This is a genomic window from Paenibacillus jamilae, from assembly GCF_050482105.1.
Taxonomy (GTDB): Bacteria; Bacillota; Bacilli; order Paenibacillales; family Paenibacillaceae; genus Paenibacillus; species Paenibacillus jamilae_B.
Window position 1 is genome coordinate 122,890 of sequence record NZ_JBCNHI010000005.1, and the last position, 17,539, is coordinate 140,428.

The 17,539-nt window shown below is 44.3% G+C and carries 15 protein-coding genes; 14 read left to right on the forward strand and 1 reads right to left on the reverse strand.

Going from position 1 to position 17,539, the window contains the following annotated elements; genetic code table 11:
* The first annotated feature begins 112 nt into the window (after window positions 1–112).
* On the forward strand, window positions 113–1,444 hold the full coding sequence (locus tag ABEW32_RS04320) for a PhoH family protein (protein ID WP_430185026.1): 1,332 nt from the start codon (window positions 113–115) through the stop codon (window positions 1,442–1,444).
* Window positions 1,445–1,542: 98 nt separating this feature from the next.
* Here the strand turns inward: ABEW32_RS04320 and ABEW32_RS04325 are convergent, their stop codons facing one another.
* Window positions 1,543–2,628 carry a coiled-coil domain-containing protein gene (locus ABEW32_RS04325; protein ID WP_430185028.1) on the reverse strand — a complete coding sequence of 362 codons (1,086 nt, stop codon included), beginning with the start codon at window positions 2,626–2,628 and terminating at the stop codon, window positions 1,543–1,545.
* 296 nt (window positions 2,629–2,924) lie between these two features.
* Between ABEW32_RS04325 and ABEW32_RS04330 the strand changes: the two genes are divergently transcribed.
* The 13 genes from ABEW32_RS04330 (at window position 2,925) to ABEW32_RS04390 (ending at window position 17,495) form a co-directional block, all read left to right on the forward strand.
* Window positions 2,925–3,575 (forward strand): RsfA family transcriptional regulator, encoded by a 651-nt coding sequence (locus tag ABEW32_RS04330; protein WP_430185030.1) that lies wholly within the window; start codon window positions 2,925–2,927, stop codon window positions 3,573–3,575.
* Window positions 3,576–3,678: 103 nt separating this feature from the next.
* Window positions 3,679–4,659, forward strand: a complete 981-nt coding sequence (locus ABEW32_RS04335) for a ketopantoate reductase family protein (protein WP_430185032.1) — start codon at window positions 3,679–3,681, stop codon at window positions 4,657–4,659.
* Window positions 4,660–4,663: 4 nt separating this feature from the next.
* The gene (locus ABEW32_RS04340; RefSeq protein ID WP_430185035.1) at window positions 4,664–5,053 is read left to right on the forward strand and encodes a DUF3397 domain-containing protein; all 390 of its coding nucleotides are present in this window, start codon (window positions 4,664–4,666) and stop codon (window positions 5,051–5,053) included.
* A 153-nt stretch (window positions 5,054–5,206) separates the two neighbouring features.
* Window positions 5,207–6,907: a peptide ABC transporter substrate-binding protein gene (locus ABEW32_RS04345; RefSeq protein WP_430185038.1), complete on the forward strand. Its 1,701-nt coding sequence runs from the start codon at window positions 5,207–5,209 to the stop codon at window positions 6,905–6,907.
* A 197-nt stretch (window positions 6,908–7,104) separates the two neighbouring features.
* Window positions 7,105–8,037, forward strand: a complete 933-nt coding sequence (locus tag ABEW32_RS04350) for an ABC transporter permease (RefSeq protein WP_430185040.1) — start codon at window positions 7,105–7,107, stop codon at window positions 8,035–8,037.
* A 4-nt stretch (window positions 8,038–8,041) separates the two neighbouring features.
* Window positions 8,042–8,926, forward strand: coding sequence for an ABC transporter permease (locus ABEW32_RS04355; protein WP_430185042.1), 885 nt, complete (start codon window positions 8,042–8,044; stop codon window positions 8,924–8,926).
* 11 nt (window positions 8,927–8,937) lie between these two features.
* Window positions 8,938–9,876 (forward strand): ABC transporter ATP-binding protein, encoded by a 939-nt coding sequence (locus ABEW32_RS04360; RefSeq protein ID WP_430185044.1) that lies wholly within the window; start codon window positions 8,938–8,940, stop codon window positions 9,874–9,876.
* Between the two features lie 121 nt (window positions 9,877–9,997).
* The gene (gene bshC, locus ABEW32_RS04365; RefSeq protein WP_430185046.1) at window positions 9,998–11,629 is read left to right on the forward strand and encodes a bacillithiol biosynthesis cysteine-adding enzyme BshC; all 1,632 of its coding nucleotides are present in this window, start codon (window positions 9,998–10,000) and stop codon (window positions 11,627–11,629) included.
* 43 nt (window positions 11,630–11,672) lie between these two features.
* A complete protein-coding gene (locus ABEW32_RS04370) occupies window positions 11,673–12,938 on the forward strand; it encodes an adenosylhomocysteinase (protein ID WP_430185048.1) in 1,266 nt (421 codons plus the stop codon).
* Between the two features lie 331 nt (window positions 12,939–13,269).
* Window positions 13,270–13,707 carry a division/cell wall cluster transcriptional repressor MraZ gene (mraZ, locus tag ABEW32_RS04375; protein WP_013311099.1) on the forward strand — a complete coding sequence of 146 codons (438 nt, stop codon included), beginning with the start codon at window positions 13,270–13,272 and terminating at the stop codon, window positions 13,705–13,707.
* A gap of 17 nt (window positions 13,708–13,724) precedes the next feature.
* The gene (gene rsmH, locus ABEW32_RS04380) at window positions 13,725–14,675 is read left to right on the forward strand and encodes a 16S rRNA (cytosine(1402)-N(4))-methyltransferase RsmH (protein WP_430185050.1); all 951 of its coding nucleotides are present in this window, start codon (window positions 13,725–13,727) and stop codon (window positions 14,673–14,675) included.
* A gap of 24 nt (window positions 14,676–14,699) precedes the next feature.
* Window positions 14,700–15,080 (forward strand): hypothetical protein, encoded by a 381-nt coding sequence (locus tag ABEW32_RS04385; RefSeq protein ID WP_430185051.1) that lies wholly within the window; start codon window positions 14,700–14,702, stop codon window positions 15,078–15,080.
* A gap of 60 nt (window positions 15,081–15,140) precedes the next feature.
* Complete coding sequence (locus ABEW32_RS04390) at window positions 15,141–17,495, forward strand: penicillin-binding transpeptidase domain-containing protein (RefSeq protein WP_430185053.1); 2,355 nt, start codon at window positions 15,141–15,143, stop codon at window positions 17,493–17,495.
* Window positions 17,496–17,539 lie beyond the last annotated feature (44 nt).

Here is a 17,539-nt window from a genome sequence, read left to right on the forward strand (position 1 = left end):
CATTATGCTGCTTTGGGGCTCTTTTTTCAGGGAATCAGCAAGTATTGGGTAGCCAGTGAATAGGTATAGGTATGAAACACGAGATTGTCCACGCCGCTTTGGAGGGGATTTAATGAAGAAAATTTTTGTGCTGGATACAAATGTGCTGCTGCATGATCCGAAAGCCATTTTTACCTTCAAAGAACATGAAATTGTTATTCCAGCTGTTGTTCTGGAAGAAATCGACTCCAAAAAACGCAACGCGGATGAGATTGGACGGAATGCCCGTAATGTATCACGATTGTTGGATGGGTTGAGAGAAGTGGGTCATCTTCATAGTGGCGTTCCACTTCCTCAAGGTGGGAGGCTTAAGGTTGAGTTAAACCACCGAAGTTTTTTGAAAGTTCAGGAGATGTTTGGGGAGGTTTCGAACGACAATCGCATTTTGGCGGTTGCCTTAAATTATCATTTGGAAGAACAGGAGCAGTCTGAACCGCGTGCGGTGGTATTGGTTAGTAAAGACGTGTTGGTCAGAATCAAGGCAGATGTATTGGGACTGCTGACTGAAGACTACCTATCTGATAGAACAGGTGATCCAAGTGAGTTGTACCCCGGATACTCGGCCATACAGGTGCATCCGTCCATCATAGATGAATTTTACTCTAATCGTTTTTTACCAATCAAACCACTGCAACTACCTTATACGCTGTATCCACATGAATTTGTTATTTTGAAAGATGAAATGGGGACTGGAAAATCAGCACTGCTAAAAGTAAGCCAGGATGCAGAACGATTAGAGCCTTTGTACTTGAGTAACGAATCAGTGTGGGGAATCAGCGCGCGTAATGCTCAGCAGCGGATGGCATTGGAGCTTTTGCTGAATGACGATATCCCGCTTGTAACGATCACTGGAAAAGCTGGTACAGGCAAAACACTGCTGGCGCTGGCCGCAGGGCTGCTTAAAGTAGAGGATGAGCATCGCTTCAAGAAACTGTTGATTGCTCGGCCTGTTGTTCCTATGGGCAAGGACATCGGTTATTTACCGGGGGAAAAAGAAGAAAAGCTTCGCCCTTGGATGCAACCAATCTACGATAATTTGGAGTATCTGTTTGATGCCAAAAAATCCGGTGATATCGACAAAATTTTGATGGGCTTGGGCAGTATTCAGGTGGAGGCACTCACTTATATTCGCGGACGTTCGATACCTGGGCAATTTATTATTATCGATGAGGCCCAAAATTTATCCAGACATGAAATCAAAACGATTGTATCTCGGGTAGGTGAGGGGAGCAAGATCATTCTGATGGGAGATCCAGAGCAAATTGACCACCCCTACCTGGATGCAGCCAGTAACGGCTTGACCTATGTAGTGGAGCGGTTTAAGGAGGAAGGGATTAGCGGGCATATTATGTTAGAAAAAGGAGAACGCTCCAAGCTCGCGCAGTTGGCAGCCGATTTGCTATAGCCTCTGTATGTTATTACAAATAGTGAAGACCTCGGGAGCATCCCGAGGTCTCTTGTTTGTTCTTATAAACAATCAGAATAATGAAGGTGAGCAAAAACTTACTTAAAGCTTAATTCAAGCTTAACTTCAAGAATACCTTTTAAAGCATGTACCTCTGTTGCTTTGACATATGAAATAAGCTGCTGTGGATAGAATCCGAGATCAAAATCTTCTTCCAGCTTGTTGCGAGTCGTATCTGGCAATTCCAATCCGTTAAATACCAGTCGGTCTACATGAAATAGAATTGCATTTTTCGGTTCATTCTCTACCGTATAGTGACCTTCTACCCTCAATTTCATCGTTCCTTGCTGGCCTTCTACCACAATCCGATCCTGTACGAAGGAGAAGTTGAAGTGATTAAACAATTCATTCTCTGACTTTAAAAAGCGGTTAAAGTCCTCTTCACGAATGCTTATCGTAATGCTTTTTCCGTTTGTAACCATGGCTCCTTGCTGTTGTTGAATGAATTGGGGTAAATCCTGCATCGCTTGAGCTAATGCTTTAAAGTGCTTATTTACCTCGTACACACCTACATTCTCCCAATAAGCTGTCATTTCACTAATTAGCTTGCGTAGAGTTTCTGGGTTATTACTGGCGTTAACACCTTCATTTACACGAGACTGGAGCAGGAGAATCCGCTTACGTTGTGCCAGTAGGTTTGTTTTAACGGTCTCCAGTTCCATCGTAGCTTGGGTGACTTGTTGCTCTGTTTTACGCATAAATTGATAATTGGATTCGTACTCCTGAAGCACATCCTGATCGTGACTGATCAATAACAAATAATAATCGTACAATGAGAGGAGTTGCTTTATACTTTTAGCTCCTAGCACTACACTCAACAGCTTGTCCCTTTCACCCATATAGTAAGATCTCAGCACAACACCTGCACGCTTACGCTGTAGGGTCATTTGCTCCTGTTGAACAGTTAGGCTACTACGTAGTTGCTGTTGTCGCTGCAAAAGAGTCTGCTGCTCCTGGCTGATTCGCTCAATTTCATGGTCGATCTCCACAATAGACAGGCTATCTTGTAAAATCTGATTTTCTTCCTGAGAGGGAGCGGCTATCGTAGGACGCACATACATGGAAGTTAACATCATCATGATCGTCAGCAGGGTGCAGATCGTAATTTTGGTTCGTTTATACATTTAGTTTCCCCTTTTAGGTATTCCAGAAAAAGACTAATGGTAATATATATGATCCATTCTTATTCTTTAACCATTCATTTTATTGTACAGCAGTCAGAGCATGCTTGAAACCCGAAACTGTTTACTTCACGTATGAGTTCTTGCAGAAATGGAAATACAATTTAGTATCAAATAGATTCTATGAACTCTACGAGAGGCATAGAAATGAATAAACAGCTTTTATACCCTATTCAAATACCGGCAAGATCGGTTCATGAAGACGGTTATTTCAGGATGTTGTTAGGAGGGCTAGAGGCATGACTGCAATAAGACAAGATGCATGGAGTGCGGAAGATGACTTGATATTGGCGGAGGTGACATTGCGGCATATCCGGGAAGGTGGAACACAGCTCGCTGCGTTTGAGGAAGTTGGACAAAAAATCGGAAGAACCTCTGCAGCCTGTGGCTTTCGGTGGAATAGTTGCGTGCGCAAACGTTATGATGAAGCAATTAGCATTGCCAAAGCGCAGCGTCAGAAGCGCAGTTATATTCGCAAGCAGAGCCCAGTGGGGGTATCGCAGGTGGCGGCCTTTGCCACGCTCGATACAGTCGAAGGGGGATATAGAACGGATGGTACGAGTGAGGATACGTTATCTATTGATGCAGTAATTCGCTTCTTACGTCAATGGAAGGGATCTATGCAGGAAACGAATCGGCAGATTAAGTTGCTGGAGAAAGATTTACGGGAAAAGGAAGAAGAATTAAATCAGCTTCGCTCCATTAATGACCGTTTGTCCAAAGAAGTGAATGAGGTGCAAACCGACTATCGTGTTGTAAATGATGATTATAAAGCTTTGATTCAGATTATGGACCGCGCTCGGCGTTTGGCTCTAATTACAGAAGATGAGGAAGAGCTTAAATCCAGGTTTAAAATGGACGCTAACGGGAATCTGGAGCGCATTGAGTAGCAAGATTACAGTAGCTATCCAAATAAAACGTCAACTATCGCTTGGCCGTAGTTGGCGTTTTTTGTTATTTCATTCGAGTGCATATGATATAGTAGAAAAAAAGATGGAAGCGAGACGATACAAAGTGATTGATATTATTGGAGCGGGTTCGCTGGGATTGCTGTTTGCTGGGAGATTGTCGGCCACGGGTACTATAGTAAGGCTCTGGACACGAACACCTGAACAGGCACGCGTCATTACTTGGGAAGGGATTACGGTGTTTGACAAGGAGGGCCAAGCGTCTGTCCATGTATGTGGTGATACATTGCAGGTAGCGCCATTGGCAGATTGGCAACGGTTAAATTCACAGGCTCCGGCACGGTGGATCATGCTCATGACTAAACAGGGGGCGATAGGAGAAGTATTGGAGCAAATCCAACCTATGGTTCAGACAGAAGGGGATACAGGGATTGTTTGTTTGCAGAATGGAATTGGTCATATAGAACGCATCAGGCATGCATGGCCCAAAGCTGTGGTATACCCGGCTGTGACAACCGAAGGCGCTAAAAAACAAGGACCAGCATCAATTGTACATGCGGGATCAGGCCTGACTGAAATCGGATATTCGGAGGAAGGAGAGGAAGGGCAAAACAGTGATTTACAACAATATGTGCTAAATCGGCTGCTTGCAGCAGGATTTGACGTTTGCTTGTCGAAAGAAATCGAGAAAGGCATCTATCGCAAGCTGTTAATTAATGCTGTGATCAATCCACTGACGGCTGTATGGCGAGTTCGGAATGGCGAGCTGCTATCAGAGCCTGTTCGAATACATATGATGCGCAAGCTGTACGATGAAGGCATTCGAGTGTATGAAGCCCATGGTATTCGCTGGGAAAGCGCATGGTGGGATCAAATTATGGATGTTTGCCAGGCAACGGCAGATAACCACTCATCTATGCTAGCTGATGTCCTTGCACATTCTATGACCGAGGTTGCTTCCATTAATGGGCAACTGGTGCAGATGGCTGAGCAAGCTGGGGTTAGTGCACCAACTCATGAAGTATTGTGGCAATTAATTGAAGGAATGCGGCTAAAAGAGGGGTGATCAGTTGAGTCTTATACAAGGTACTATTATCACTTTCAGTATTCTTCCCTTTTTTCCGTTTTTGATCGTGTTTGTGGTTTGTCGCTACATTCTTAAAATGGAAAAGAAGAAATCATTGCTTACTTCTATGGACATCACTACTTTTTTTCTGATATTTTCCGTTGCAGCCCTCTTTAATGTCCTATTTACATCTCGATTCGGGTTTTATTTGATTCTGCTGCTCTTATTACTCGCATTGGGTTTAATTGGAGGAGCTCAAAACCGAATAAAAGGAAAGGTTGATGGTAAAAGATTATGTAGAGCGGTCTGGAGATTAACTTTTATGGGGATGACATTGGCGTATATTTTGTTGACTGTTGTTGGTATATTTAAAAATATATTCAACTCCATGTGATATAAAGTGACATGAAATGATGAAAAAATATGAATTAATCATGTTTTTTTGAAAAAAAAGCTCAATTTGAAGAAATGTAATGTAGATTTTTTTGACCGCTGGTTGTATAATCTATAAACATATACCACTTTAGAACTAGGGGGAAAACGCTAGATGAAAAGGAAAAGCTTTTTAGTCCTTTTGACACTCATTCTTGCAGTTGGCGCACTGCTCGCAGGTTGCGGCGGCAAGAACGATACCAATGGTAAGGGCGCACAAGAAAACACCTCGACTACGCCGGCTCCGGCCGACAAGCAAATTTTGCGCGTTAACCTTTCTTCCGAGCCGCCAACCTTCGATCCGGCACAAGCTCAGGATAGTCAAACCAACGCGGTTCTGAAAACTTTGTATGAGGGTCTCGTACGTATGGGTCCTGACGGCAAAGAAATCCCTGGCGTTGCTGAATCTTGGAAAATCTCCGATGACGGCAAAACCTACACGTTCAAACTTCGTGATACTGCAAAATGGAGTAATGGCGACCCAGTCAAAGCAAGCGACTTCGTATTCGCTTGGCAACGGGTATTGGATCCTTCAACGGCTCCTGCACCTCCATATGCTTACCAATTGTACTATATCAAGAATGCTGAGGGCTATAACCTGAGCACTTCGAAATCTTATAAAGGAACAAAAGTTACAGACTTTAAAGATGTAGGTGTCAAAGCTGTTGATGACCATACATTGCAAGTAGAGCTGGAACATCCAACTCCTTACTTCTTGGGATTGACTTCTTTCTACACTTTCTATCCTGTAAACCCTTCTATTAAAGGTAATGATAAGTGGGCAGTTCAGAAAGATAGCATGATTACTAACGGACCTTTCACATTGACGACTTGGGATAGCGGTCAAAAGATCGAAGTTTCCAAGAACGAAAACTATTGGGGTAAAGACGAAATCAAGTTGAACAAAATCACAATGTCCCTTGTAAACAGTGGTGCAACTGAGCTGGCTTCGTACAGAAGTGGACAACTTGATTATTCAGGTATGCCAACAGGTGAAATTCCTACTGACCAAATCACAGCGGTGAAAAACGAATTGCCTAACGAGTTTAAGGCTAAAGGTATTGCAAGTACGTACTACTACCTGTTTAATGTAACTGAAAAACCATTTGACAACGCTAAAATCCGTAAAGCATTTGCAATGGCAATTCAACGTCAACCGATCGTTGAGCGTGTAACAATGGGTGGTCAAATTCCTGCTTACGGTTTTGTACCTCCAGGTATCAAAGGAGTTTCTCAAGAATTCCGTAGTGAGCATAAAGATGATTACTTCAAAGAAGACTTCACTGAAGCGAAAAAATTGCTGCAAGAAGGTATGAAAGAAGAAGGCATCACTACACTCCCTACAATTACTATGCTGTATAACTCCAGCGAAAGTCACCAAAAGATTGCTTTGGCAGTAGCTGATATGTGGAAGAAAAATCTTGGTGTAGACGTTAAAACTCAAAACCAAGAGTGGGGCGTATTTATCCAAACACGTAACAAGCTGAATTTCCAAATCGCTCGTGGTGGTTGGTCTGCTGACTATAATGATCCGATGACATTCCTGGATATGTGGACAACAGGCAATGGTAACAACAATGCTGGTTATGCAAACCCTGCATATGATTCATTGATTCAAGCAGCCAAAACAGAAACGGATCCAGCTAAACGTATGGAAGATTTCGCGAAAGCTGAGAAAATTCTGGTTCAAGATGATATGGTAATGCTTCCGATCTACTATTATTCAAATGTTTCCTTAACGAAACCGAATGTTAAAGACATTGGACTTGACTTTAGTGGAGCAATTGATTTCACAAGAGCGTATATTACACAGTAACTAAAGCTCAATTCTGAAGTTTGATAGTTACTTCGGGATATATATGTGGATTGAACCATATATATCCCGTTTTTTTTGTGTGTCCTAGTCTTTTCCATCATCATGTAACCATGCAAATAAGTAGATTGGACAGTCCAATTCTATTTCGATAAAATCGAATGGTGTCGAAAATAATTTATGGGGGGTGTAAACGGGCAATGACGCGTTATTTGATCAGTAAATTCTTTTATATGTTGCTGTCTTTGTTCATTCTGATCTCTGCGACGTTTTTTCTCATGAAAGCAATTCCGGGTAACCCCTTCATGAGTGAAAAAGCGACTTCTCCTGAGATTCAAGCCCGGTTAATGGAGCAATATGGGCTGGATAAGCCTGTATATGTCCAATATTTTAAATACTTAGGTGATATTGCTTCAGGTGATTTTGGTATTTCTATGAAAAAACTGAATCAAAGTGTAACTGACATTATCGGACAAACGTTTACGGTTTCCCTTAAACTCGGTTTTGTTGCCATAATCGTGTCGATAATTGTCGGTATCTTGCTAGGGATGCTAGCAGCTTTGTATCATCGTAGGCTCATAGATAACGTCGCTATGGTATTAGCTATTATGGGGATCGCGGTTCCCAGTTTCGTTCTGGCATCGTTAATCCAATTTTTCTTTGCTCAACAATTAGGCTGGTTTAATGTTATGGGCTTTGAAGGCCCGATGGATTACGTTTTGCCAGTTGCAGCCCTATCTGCTTCACCAATTGCGTTTATCGCTCGACTAACGCGTTCCAGCATGCTGGAAGTACTTCATGCGGATTACATTAAGACTGCTAAGGCTAAAGGCTTGAAATCTATTACAATTATGTTCAAACACGTTATCCGTAATGCCATTCTACCGGTTGTCACTTATGTAGGACCAATGACAGCCAATATTATTACGGGTTCAGTTGTTATTGAACGTATCTTCGGGATTGGCGGTATCGGTAAGGTATTCGTAGATAGTATTACAACTCGTGATTATACGATGATTATGGGAGTTACTATTTTTTACGGTATTTTGTTGATGGTGGCCCGTTTTATTACAGATATTGCATACGGATTTATTGATCCGCGGATTAAGCTTACTGGCGGGAAGGAGGGATAACTTTATGTCTGTTAAAGATAATGCTGTGAATTTGGATAAGCTTCAGGTGAAACCAGAAGATTTCCAGAGAGTCGGAGCGGATGAAAAGCAGTCTGAAGTTATTCAGCGTGAAAGCTTATCCGCTTGGCGAGATGCTTGGGAGCGACTTCGTAAAAATAAATTGGCTATGACGAGCTTAAGCGTTTTGGTTCTCATTGTACTTGCTTCAATATCGGCGGAGCATTGGTTCGGAACAGATGATCTGGGTCGCGATATGTTTGTACGTACTTGGATGGGCGCTCGGATTTCCTTGATTATCGGTTTGGCTGCTGCACTGATTGACTTGATGATTGGTGTAATTTATGGTGGAATTATGGGTTACTTTGGTGGCCGCGTTGATGAAATCATGAATAAATTTTCTGAAATCTTGTATTCCATTCCTTACTTGCTTGTTACAATCTTGTTGCTGGTTGTATTGGAGCCAAGTATCACCACAATTATTATTGCGCTCTGTGTAACCGGGTGGATTAACATGTCGTGGATTGTACGTGGTGAAATGCTGCAGCTTAAAAACCGAGAATTTGTACTCGCTTCCCGCTCCATGGGTGCTGGTGCAGGTCGTTTGTTGTTCCGTCACTTGTTGCCTAATGCGGTAGGACCAATCATTGTCACATTGACCTTGACTGTTCCGAGTGCTATTTTCTCCGAGGCATTCCTGAGCTTCCTTGGATTAGGGGTACAGGCTCCTCAAGCATCGCTGGGTTCAATGATTGAATCAGCTCTGACAGGATGGATGTATTATCCGTGGCGGATGCTTTTCCCAGCAGGTTTGATCAGTTTGATTATGCTTGCGTTCAACCTTTTTGGCGACGGCTTGCGTGATGCGCTTGATCCGAAGTTGAAGAAATAGGAGGTGAGATCATGGTGAGTAGCAACAATTTGATTGAGGTTGAAGGTCTTAAAAAGTATTTTAATGTTGGCAAAAACCGTGTGCTCAAAGCGGTGGACAACCTGAATTTCTATATTCGTGAGGGTGAAACGCTGGGTATGGTTGGCGAATCCGGCTGTGGTAAATCTACAGCGGGACGTACTATTTTGCGCTTATATGAACCTACAGCAGGTAGCGTGCGTTTTAACGGCACCGATATTTATAAATTATCGCCGGGTAAAATGAAAGCAATGCGCCGTGATATGCAGATGATCTTTCAAGATCCGTATGCATCATTAAATCCGCGTTTTACCGTGTCTGATATTATTGGTGAAGCACTCGATATTCACAATATGGCGGGTAGCCGTGCAGAACGTAAGAAACGGATTGAGGAGTTGCTTGATCTGGTTGGTTTGAATCCTGACCATGCAACACGCTATCCGCACGAGTTTTCTGGTGGTCAACGTCAACGGATCGGTATTGCTCGTGCATTGGCAGTTAATCCTAAGTTCATCATTTGTGATGAGCCGATTTCAGCGCTTGACGTATCTATTCAGGCTCAAGTTGTTAATTTGTTAAAAGAGCTTCAAGAACGTCTCGGCTTGACATACCTGTTCATTGCGCATGATCTGTCGATGGTCAAGCACATCAGTGATCGGGTAGCTGTAATGTATAGAGGCAGAATGGTTGAGCTTGCTGAAAGTGCTGAACTATATGCCAATCCGATCCATCCATATACGAAAATGCTTTTGTCGGCGATTCCACTTCCTGACCCGGAAGTCGAAGCTAACAAAAAGCGAATTATTATGCCTGACGATCAAGGTGGACCGATTCATAACGCCTCTGATAATAAGGCAGGGGCTTATAACCTGGAAAATGCCACGCTCATTGAAGTGTCTAAAGGACATTTTGTAGCTGAACCGTACGCCTGATTCTGTTATATACACTAACCGCCGAGTTATTCGGCGGTTTTTTTATAGGAAGCTTTGACGTGGACTTGGGCTTTCGGTACAATCAAGCAGTAAGGTTTTGGTGGAGACAGGAGGCAGACCCATGAAAATAATCCCGGAAACGCTTCGCGGAGGGTCGGCTTTGGCAGAAGACTACATACAAGGTACAGGACGCGCAAGCGATTTGTATGAATATGATATTCTGCACGCCGACGCTTATGCCCAACGGGCGAAGTGGCTGGATAAGACGGAGCATCTGCGATTAAACCGTAAGGATGTCGTAGCATGTCTTCGTATATACAATGAGCAACATAATTCGCATGATGCGGTTCGCGCTTCATTGGACTGTTTGGAAAGTCCAGATGCTTTGGTAGTAGTAGGCGGCCAGCAAAGCGGACTGTTCACTGGTCCAATGCTGGTCATTTACAAAGCCGCTACGATTATTAAGGCAGCTAGAGAAGCTGAGGAACGGCTTGGACGTCCGGTTATTCCAATTTTCTGGATTGCTGGTGAAGATCATGACTGGGACGAGGTCAATCATACATACGTAATGGCAAAAGACCCGCAAGCTGTTAAAATCAAGCTGAATAAGCAGCCTGAACGTCGTTCCTCGGTTAGTGCTGTTAAAGTCGATACTGCTGAGTGGAAGCAAGTGATAGCAGATATAGAGCAGAGCCTGCCGGATTCAGAACATAAGACTGATATTATGCGCATGATTGAGCACGGTTTGACAGATTCATTTGGTCTAAGTGATGCCTTTGCCGTATTGATGGGCCGTTTGTTTGGTACCTATGGATTAGTGCTTATGGATTCTGCAGATCCTTTGCTGCGTAAGTTGGAGGCATCTGTTTTTAGACAGTTGGTTCAGCACAATGATGAGTTGGAGACAGCTTATAGGACAACCGCTACGCGGATTGTGGACTATGGCTATCACTTACAAGCGGATGTGCATGAAGACGGTGCGAATCTTTTTTACATTCATGAAGAGGAACGCCTGCTGCTTTTCAAAAAAGCTGGATTATTTACGGATCGACGTGGTTTAGTGGCGTTTACAGCAGATGAATTACTTGAAGAGATAGATAGTCACCCGGAACGGTTCAGTAACAATGTGCTAACCCGTCCTCTTCTGCAGGATTCATTGTTCCCGGTACTAGCGTCTGTGCTGGGTCTAGGAGAAATTGCCTATTGGGCGATTACACGGGACGCTTTTGGAGTGCTGGGGATGCAGATGCCGCTACTGCTGCCTCGGATGTCCTTTACATTGATGGAGCCAGGCGTGGAAAAGCATATGCTTAAGTACGAACTAACTTTTGGTCAAGTTAGAGACGGGCTTGAGGAGCGGAAAAAGCAATGGATTGCCAATCAAGATCAGCTTGGAATGCAGGATCAGTTTTCCGAGGCTAAGGATGCCTTTATCCGCATGTATAAACCGCTTATACAGCAGACAGGGTTGATCGAAAAAGGTTTGCTACAACTCGGAGAAACCAACTGCGAGAAAATTCTAGGGCAAATCGCCTATCTGGAAACAAAGGTACAGGAAGCGTTGCTTCGGCAAAATGGAACAGCACTTCGCCACTGGGATCATATTGAATGGTCGCTTTTCCCATTTGGACAGCCGCAGGAGCGTGCGTATACGATCTATCATTTTCTGAACCGTTACGGTTTCGACCTGATGGATATGATTATGAACGTACCTTTGGATTTGTCGGGGACGCATCGTGTGATATATGTATAATGATCATAAACCCATTTAACTAATATATAGGAGGAAATAACGTATGACTTCCCATTCTCTGCAAAATAGCATTATTCACGATCTTAAATTGGCCCCTGAAGGTCATTTGAAAATTGATTGGGTAGAGGCTCATATGCCGGTATTGAACCGCATACGTCAACAATTTGAGCAAGAGCAGCCTTTTGCTGGTCTGAAGGTAACTATTTGTCTGCATCTGGAGGCCAAAACGGCTTATTTGGCTAAAGTGGTACAAGCAGGTGGAGCACAAGTCACCATTACGGGAAGTAATCCATTGTCGACACAAGATGATGTTTGCGCCGCATTAGTTGAAGATGGTGTTACAGTATTAGCTAAATACAATCCACATCCTGAGGAATTTAAAAATTTGCAAATCAAGGCACTGGAAACTAAGCCAGATCTCATTATCGATGACGGTGGCGACCTGGTTACTCTGTTGCAATCTGAACGGCCTGATCTAATTTCTACGATCCGTGGAGGAGCAGAGGAGACCACGACAGGGATTATTCGTTTGAAGGCTTTGGAAAAAGAAGGCCAGCTTCACTTTCCGATGGTGGCTGTAAATGATGCTTACTGCAAATATTTGTTCGACAACCGCTATGGAACAGGCCAGTCAGCTTTCGACGGTATTATTCGCACGACTAACCTGGTTGTGGCAGGAAGTACAGTGGTTGTAGTAGGTTATGGCTGGTGTGGCAAAGGAGTTGCAATGCGTGCGAAGGGGCTCGGAGCCAACGTGGTTGTAACGGAAGTTGATCCAATCAAGGCTGTAGAAGCCCATATGGATGGTTTCCATGTATTGCCGATGGTGGAAGCTGCCAAACTGGGCGACTTCTTTATTACAGTAACTGGAAACAAAGCTGTAATTACAGGGGAGCACTTTGATGTTATGAAGGATGGGGCAGTGCTGTGTAACGCAGGTCATTTTGATGTGGAGGTTAGTAAGCCTGAGCTTGCCAAACGCTCCGAATCCATTCGCACAGTGCGCCGCAATATCGAGGAATACCGCTTTAAAGATGGTCGTAAAATGTATTTGCTTGCAGAAGGGCGTCTTGTGAATCTAGCTGCCGCCGACGGTCATCCTGCGGAGATTATGGACACAACATTTGCACTTCAGGCACTTGGCTTGAAATATGTGAATGATCGTTACAACGAGCTAGGCAAAGCGGTGATTAATGTACCCTATGAAATTGATGAGCAGGTAGCTCGGTTCAAGCTTGATAGTTTGGGAATCAAGATCGACACATTAACAGAAGACCAAAAGGTCTATTTGGATAGCTGGAACGCGTAATCTATTTTTGGTCACGATGTAGGCTGTAGAAGCAGTGCATTTTTTAATGCAAGTGCTGGTATAGGTTGACATAATGGATAGTGAAGAAGCCCTTTATTCCGTGTTGTTTCGAAACCTGATGCATATTGTCGGGGGTTCGGCTGCACGGGATAAGGGGCTTTTTGGCATCATGTGACGTGAGGCTGCAATAATAGACATGATGTCCTGAACCAGGGTTTATCACTTTTTGGTAATGAAAAAGAGGTCTTTGATTTTTTAAAGCGAATCTATTATGCTTAGGTGGTGGAAAGTGGGCCAAAGTGGGAGAATGGGGTAAGGGGTGACGAAACCAATGTTTATGGGGGAGTTCCAACATAGCATTGATGAGAAGGGTCGGCTTACTGTACCGGCCAAGTTTCGTGAACTTCTCGGTGCCTCGTTTGTGGTTACCCGCGGGCTGGACCAATGCCTCTTCGTGTATCCCATGGATGAGTGGGCTGTCATGGAGAAAAAACTTAAAGCGTTGCCTCTGATGAAGGCTGATGCGCGGGCGTTTACCCGTTTTTTTTTCTCGGGTGCAACTGAATGCGAATTGGATAAACAGGGCAGGGTAAATTTACCGGGGAATTTGTGCGAATACGCCAAGCTTACAAAAGAGTGCGTCGTATTGGGAGTGTCCACCCGGGTAGAGATTTGGAGCAAGCACACTTGGGAGCAATATTTCAACCAATCCGAAGAAGCATTTAACGACATTGCTGAGAAATTGGTTGATTTCAACTTTGAATTGTAATTTAGGAGGTCAGCCGTTTGTTTCACCACATTACCGTACTCAAGGAAGAAGCAACACAGGCACTAAACATCAGGCAGGACGGGATTTATGTGGACTGCACGTTGGGAGGGGCAGGACACAGTTCCGTCATTGCATCGCAGCTCGGTCCTGAAGGGAGGCTAATCGCCTTTGATCAGGACGACTGGGCATTGAACAATGCGCGAGAGAAGCTGTCAGCCTATGAAGGGAAGATTTCATTAGTGAAATCCAACTTCCGCCACTTGCAGGACAAGCTGGCCGAACTGGGATTGCCCGAAAAAGACGGCGTCCCGCAGGTCCAGGGTATTTTATTCGACCTGGGTGTATCCTCGCCCCAGTTCGATGAGGGGGAGCGGGGATTTAGTTACAATCATGATGCACCGCTTGATATGCGGATGGATCAGAGTAGCCTGCTTACGGCTCATGAAATTGTTAATGAATGGCCTGAAGCGGAGATTGCGCGAATCCTGTTTCAATATGGAGAAGAGAAGTTCTCCAGGCGGATCGCGAAGGTCATGGTTGAACGTAGAACGAACAAGCCTATTCACACAACGGGGGAACTTGTCGATATTATCAAAGAAGGAATTCCGGCTGCGGCACGCAGAACCGGGGGACATCCGGCTAAACGCAGTTTTCAGGCTTTGCGGATTGCTGTGAATGATGAGCTGGGTGCACTGGAAGATACTTTGCATCAGGCAGTAAGATGTCTGGCTCCAGGGGGCAGAATTTCGGTCATTACGTTTCATTCCTTGGAGGATCGGATATGCAAGCATATTTTCAAGGAGTATTTGGCGAAAAGCATCTATCCGTCTGATTTACCGATTCTGGATGACAAAATGGTAGGCGATCTAAAGCTGGTGAATCGTAAGCCGATTGTGGCATCAGAACAGGAATTGGAGCTTAATCCACGATCCCGGTCAGCCAAGCTGAGAGTTGCCGAAAAATTGTGAATTTAATGGAGAAGGAGAGGCGACATGGCTTATACACGTGGTAATTTGGCTGTAAAAGAAAGAGCCCGTCAGGAGCAGGTTCAGCAACAACGGTATCGTGAGACCACCAAAGTCGTTACACGCCGTAGAGAGCTGCCGATTCGAGAAAAGCTGCTGTATCTAGTGACACTTGTAGCATGTATTGTTATTGCCGGTACGTTGATTGGCAGATATGCTCACATTTATCAGATTAATTATGCGATTAATACAGCCAGCAAGGACATTACCAAATTACAGACCAATATTGCCCAATTGAAGATTCAAAAGGAGCGTCTGGAGAATCAGATTGTGCCGACTGCAAAGGAACAGGGATATATCGAACCAACAAGAGAGCCCATTCGTGTGGAAAAGCAGGCTGCCAAATAGTCAAGAGCATAGCATCAAGCTATGCTCTGACGTACATTTTTTTGCAGAGAGGTTTGAGCTATGGTCAAAAGAATAAAGCTTCGCACACTGCTGATAGGGGGATGTATTACCCTCTTTTTTCTTGTTCTGCTACTTAAGGTATTTTGGATTCAAGTCGTGAGCGGCGAATACTGGCATAAGCAGGTAGTTACACAGATAGAAAAAGACCAAGTGATTCTGCCCAAGCGTGGAACCATTATGGATCGTAAAGGGAATGTATTAGCTACAGATGCACCCGCTTATACGGTAGTTGTCAACCCTAGCATTATTCAGGAGTATGATCTGGAGAATGAGGTTGTAGCCAGGTTACACCAGCTACTCAAAACGCCTGAGGATGAGCTGAGAAGGCATCTTTCTGCAAAGGATAAAGCGGGCAACTACTTAAAAAACCGCGAGATTCGTAATGGGGGCTGGAAGGTAGACCCTGAGGTGAAAGCACAGGTGGATACGTTCAAAGAGTATTTGAGGGACAAGTATGATGTAGTTGGAGCGGTGGACACTGTTCAGGAATCCAAACGCTATTATCCGGAAAATAAGCTGGCTTCTCATGTCCTTGGCTATCTACGAAAAGATGGTACAGCAGGAATGGGCTTGGAAGCCTATTATAATAAAGAGCTTTCAGGTACAGCCGGTAAGCTCCTGTATCAGCGAGACCGAAAGGGAGTCCCTCTACAGGGATCGGAGAGTATCTATGAGCCGGCACAAAATGGTAAAAATTTAAAGCTGACGGTTGACGATACAATTCAGTATTATATAGAGGATGCCATGCAGGAAGCTATTGCAAAATATAATCCCAAAACGATGACTGTGGTAGCGGCTGATCCCAAAACGATGGATGTTCTCGGTATGGCAACTTATCCGAATTTTAATCCTAATACATACGGGAGTACGCCTTTGGAAAATTTCCGTAATAATGCTACTCAGTCGATCTACGAACCGGGCTCCACGTTTAAGATAGTAACCTTGGCTGCTGCGGTTCAAGAAAAGGTATTTAATCCGAATGAGACCTACCAGTCTGGTATGATTCGCGTCGGGGGCTGGGATATTCGTGACGTAAGCCGTAACTGGGGTACGTTAACCTATCTGCAAGGGGTCAAGCGTTCAAGTAACGTCGGTTTCGTCCATCTGGGGCTGGATAAGTTGGGTGGCGAGAGGCTGAAGAAATATATCAATAACTTTGGATTCGGCGTGAAAACAGGCATCGATCTCCCAAGTGAGTCTACCGGGGCTATTACCTTCCATACTCAGTACAAGTCCGAAGTCGCGACGGCTGCATATGGACACGGACGTGTTCAGGTAACCCCAATTCAGCAGGTGGCGGCGATCTCGGCAATTGCTAACGGCGGCAAGTTAATGCAGCCTCATCTGGTGAAGGAAATTATCAACCCAGATACAGGCGAAGTGCAGACGATTCAACCAAAGGAAGTTCGCCAAGTGATTACTCAGGAATCTGCAACTCAGACAAGCAGCTATCTGGAGCAGGTCGTGTCTGACCAGGAAATTGGTACGGGACGTCTTGCTTATATTGATGGATATCGTGTTGCTGGTAAAACAGGGACAGCGACGAAAGTCGTCGGAAAAGTATACGATCATTCGAAGGATGTCGTGTCTTTTATTGGTTTTGCACCAGTAAATGATCCGAAAATAGCTGTTTTGGTTGTTATGGATGAACCTAACAAATCGGTAGGCGGCGGTACAGCAGCAGCACCCGTGTTTAAAAAGATCGTGTCCCAATCGTTGCAATATATGGGGGTTCCCAAAACGGGAACCAAAACGAATAAATCGGATGGGACGGCAGTAAAAACAGTGAACTTGCCGACAGTACCACAATTAACTGGCCAAGTGAAAAAAGATGCGCAAAACGCATTACTCAAACAGGGGATAGCTTACGAAACAGTAGGTAAAGGCTCCAAAATTGTTCGTCAGTATCCTGAAGCAGGCGTCAAAATGAAACCGGGACAGCGCATCTATTTGCTGACGGAGGATAGTGCCAACATGACGATTCCCGATTTTACAGGTGTATCGTTGCGTGACACACTTCAAGTCTTAACGCTTATGAAGGTTGGTGTTCAGGTAAGCGGTGAAGGGTATGTTGTTTCTCAAAAGGCGCAAATGGTAAATGGCAAGCGGATCGTCAGTGTGACGCTTCAGCCGGCCAAAGAGACAGTGACCGGAGTGAAGCCAGAGGAAACACAGGACTCGACCACTGGAGTTGCAGCTAATGAGATAGACAATGCGACGAAAACAGAGGCTGATACTAAAGCCAAGACTAATACTACTGCGGATACTGGAACAAATGCGGAAACTCCTAAGGGAGGAATATCTGCTGTAGCAGATGAGAAAAGCGCTGCTGCAATTAAAGGCGAAGATAACTGATAGCTTGTTCTAATGTCCGTTCTTTTGAATATTCATGAGGTAAG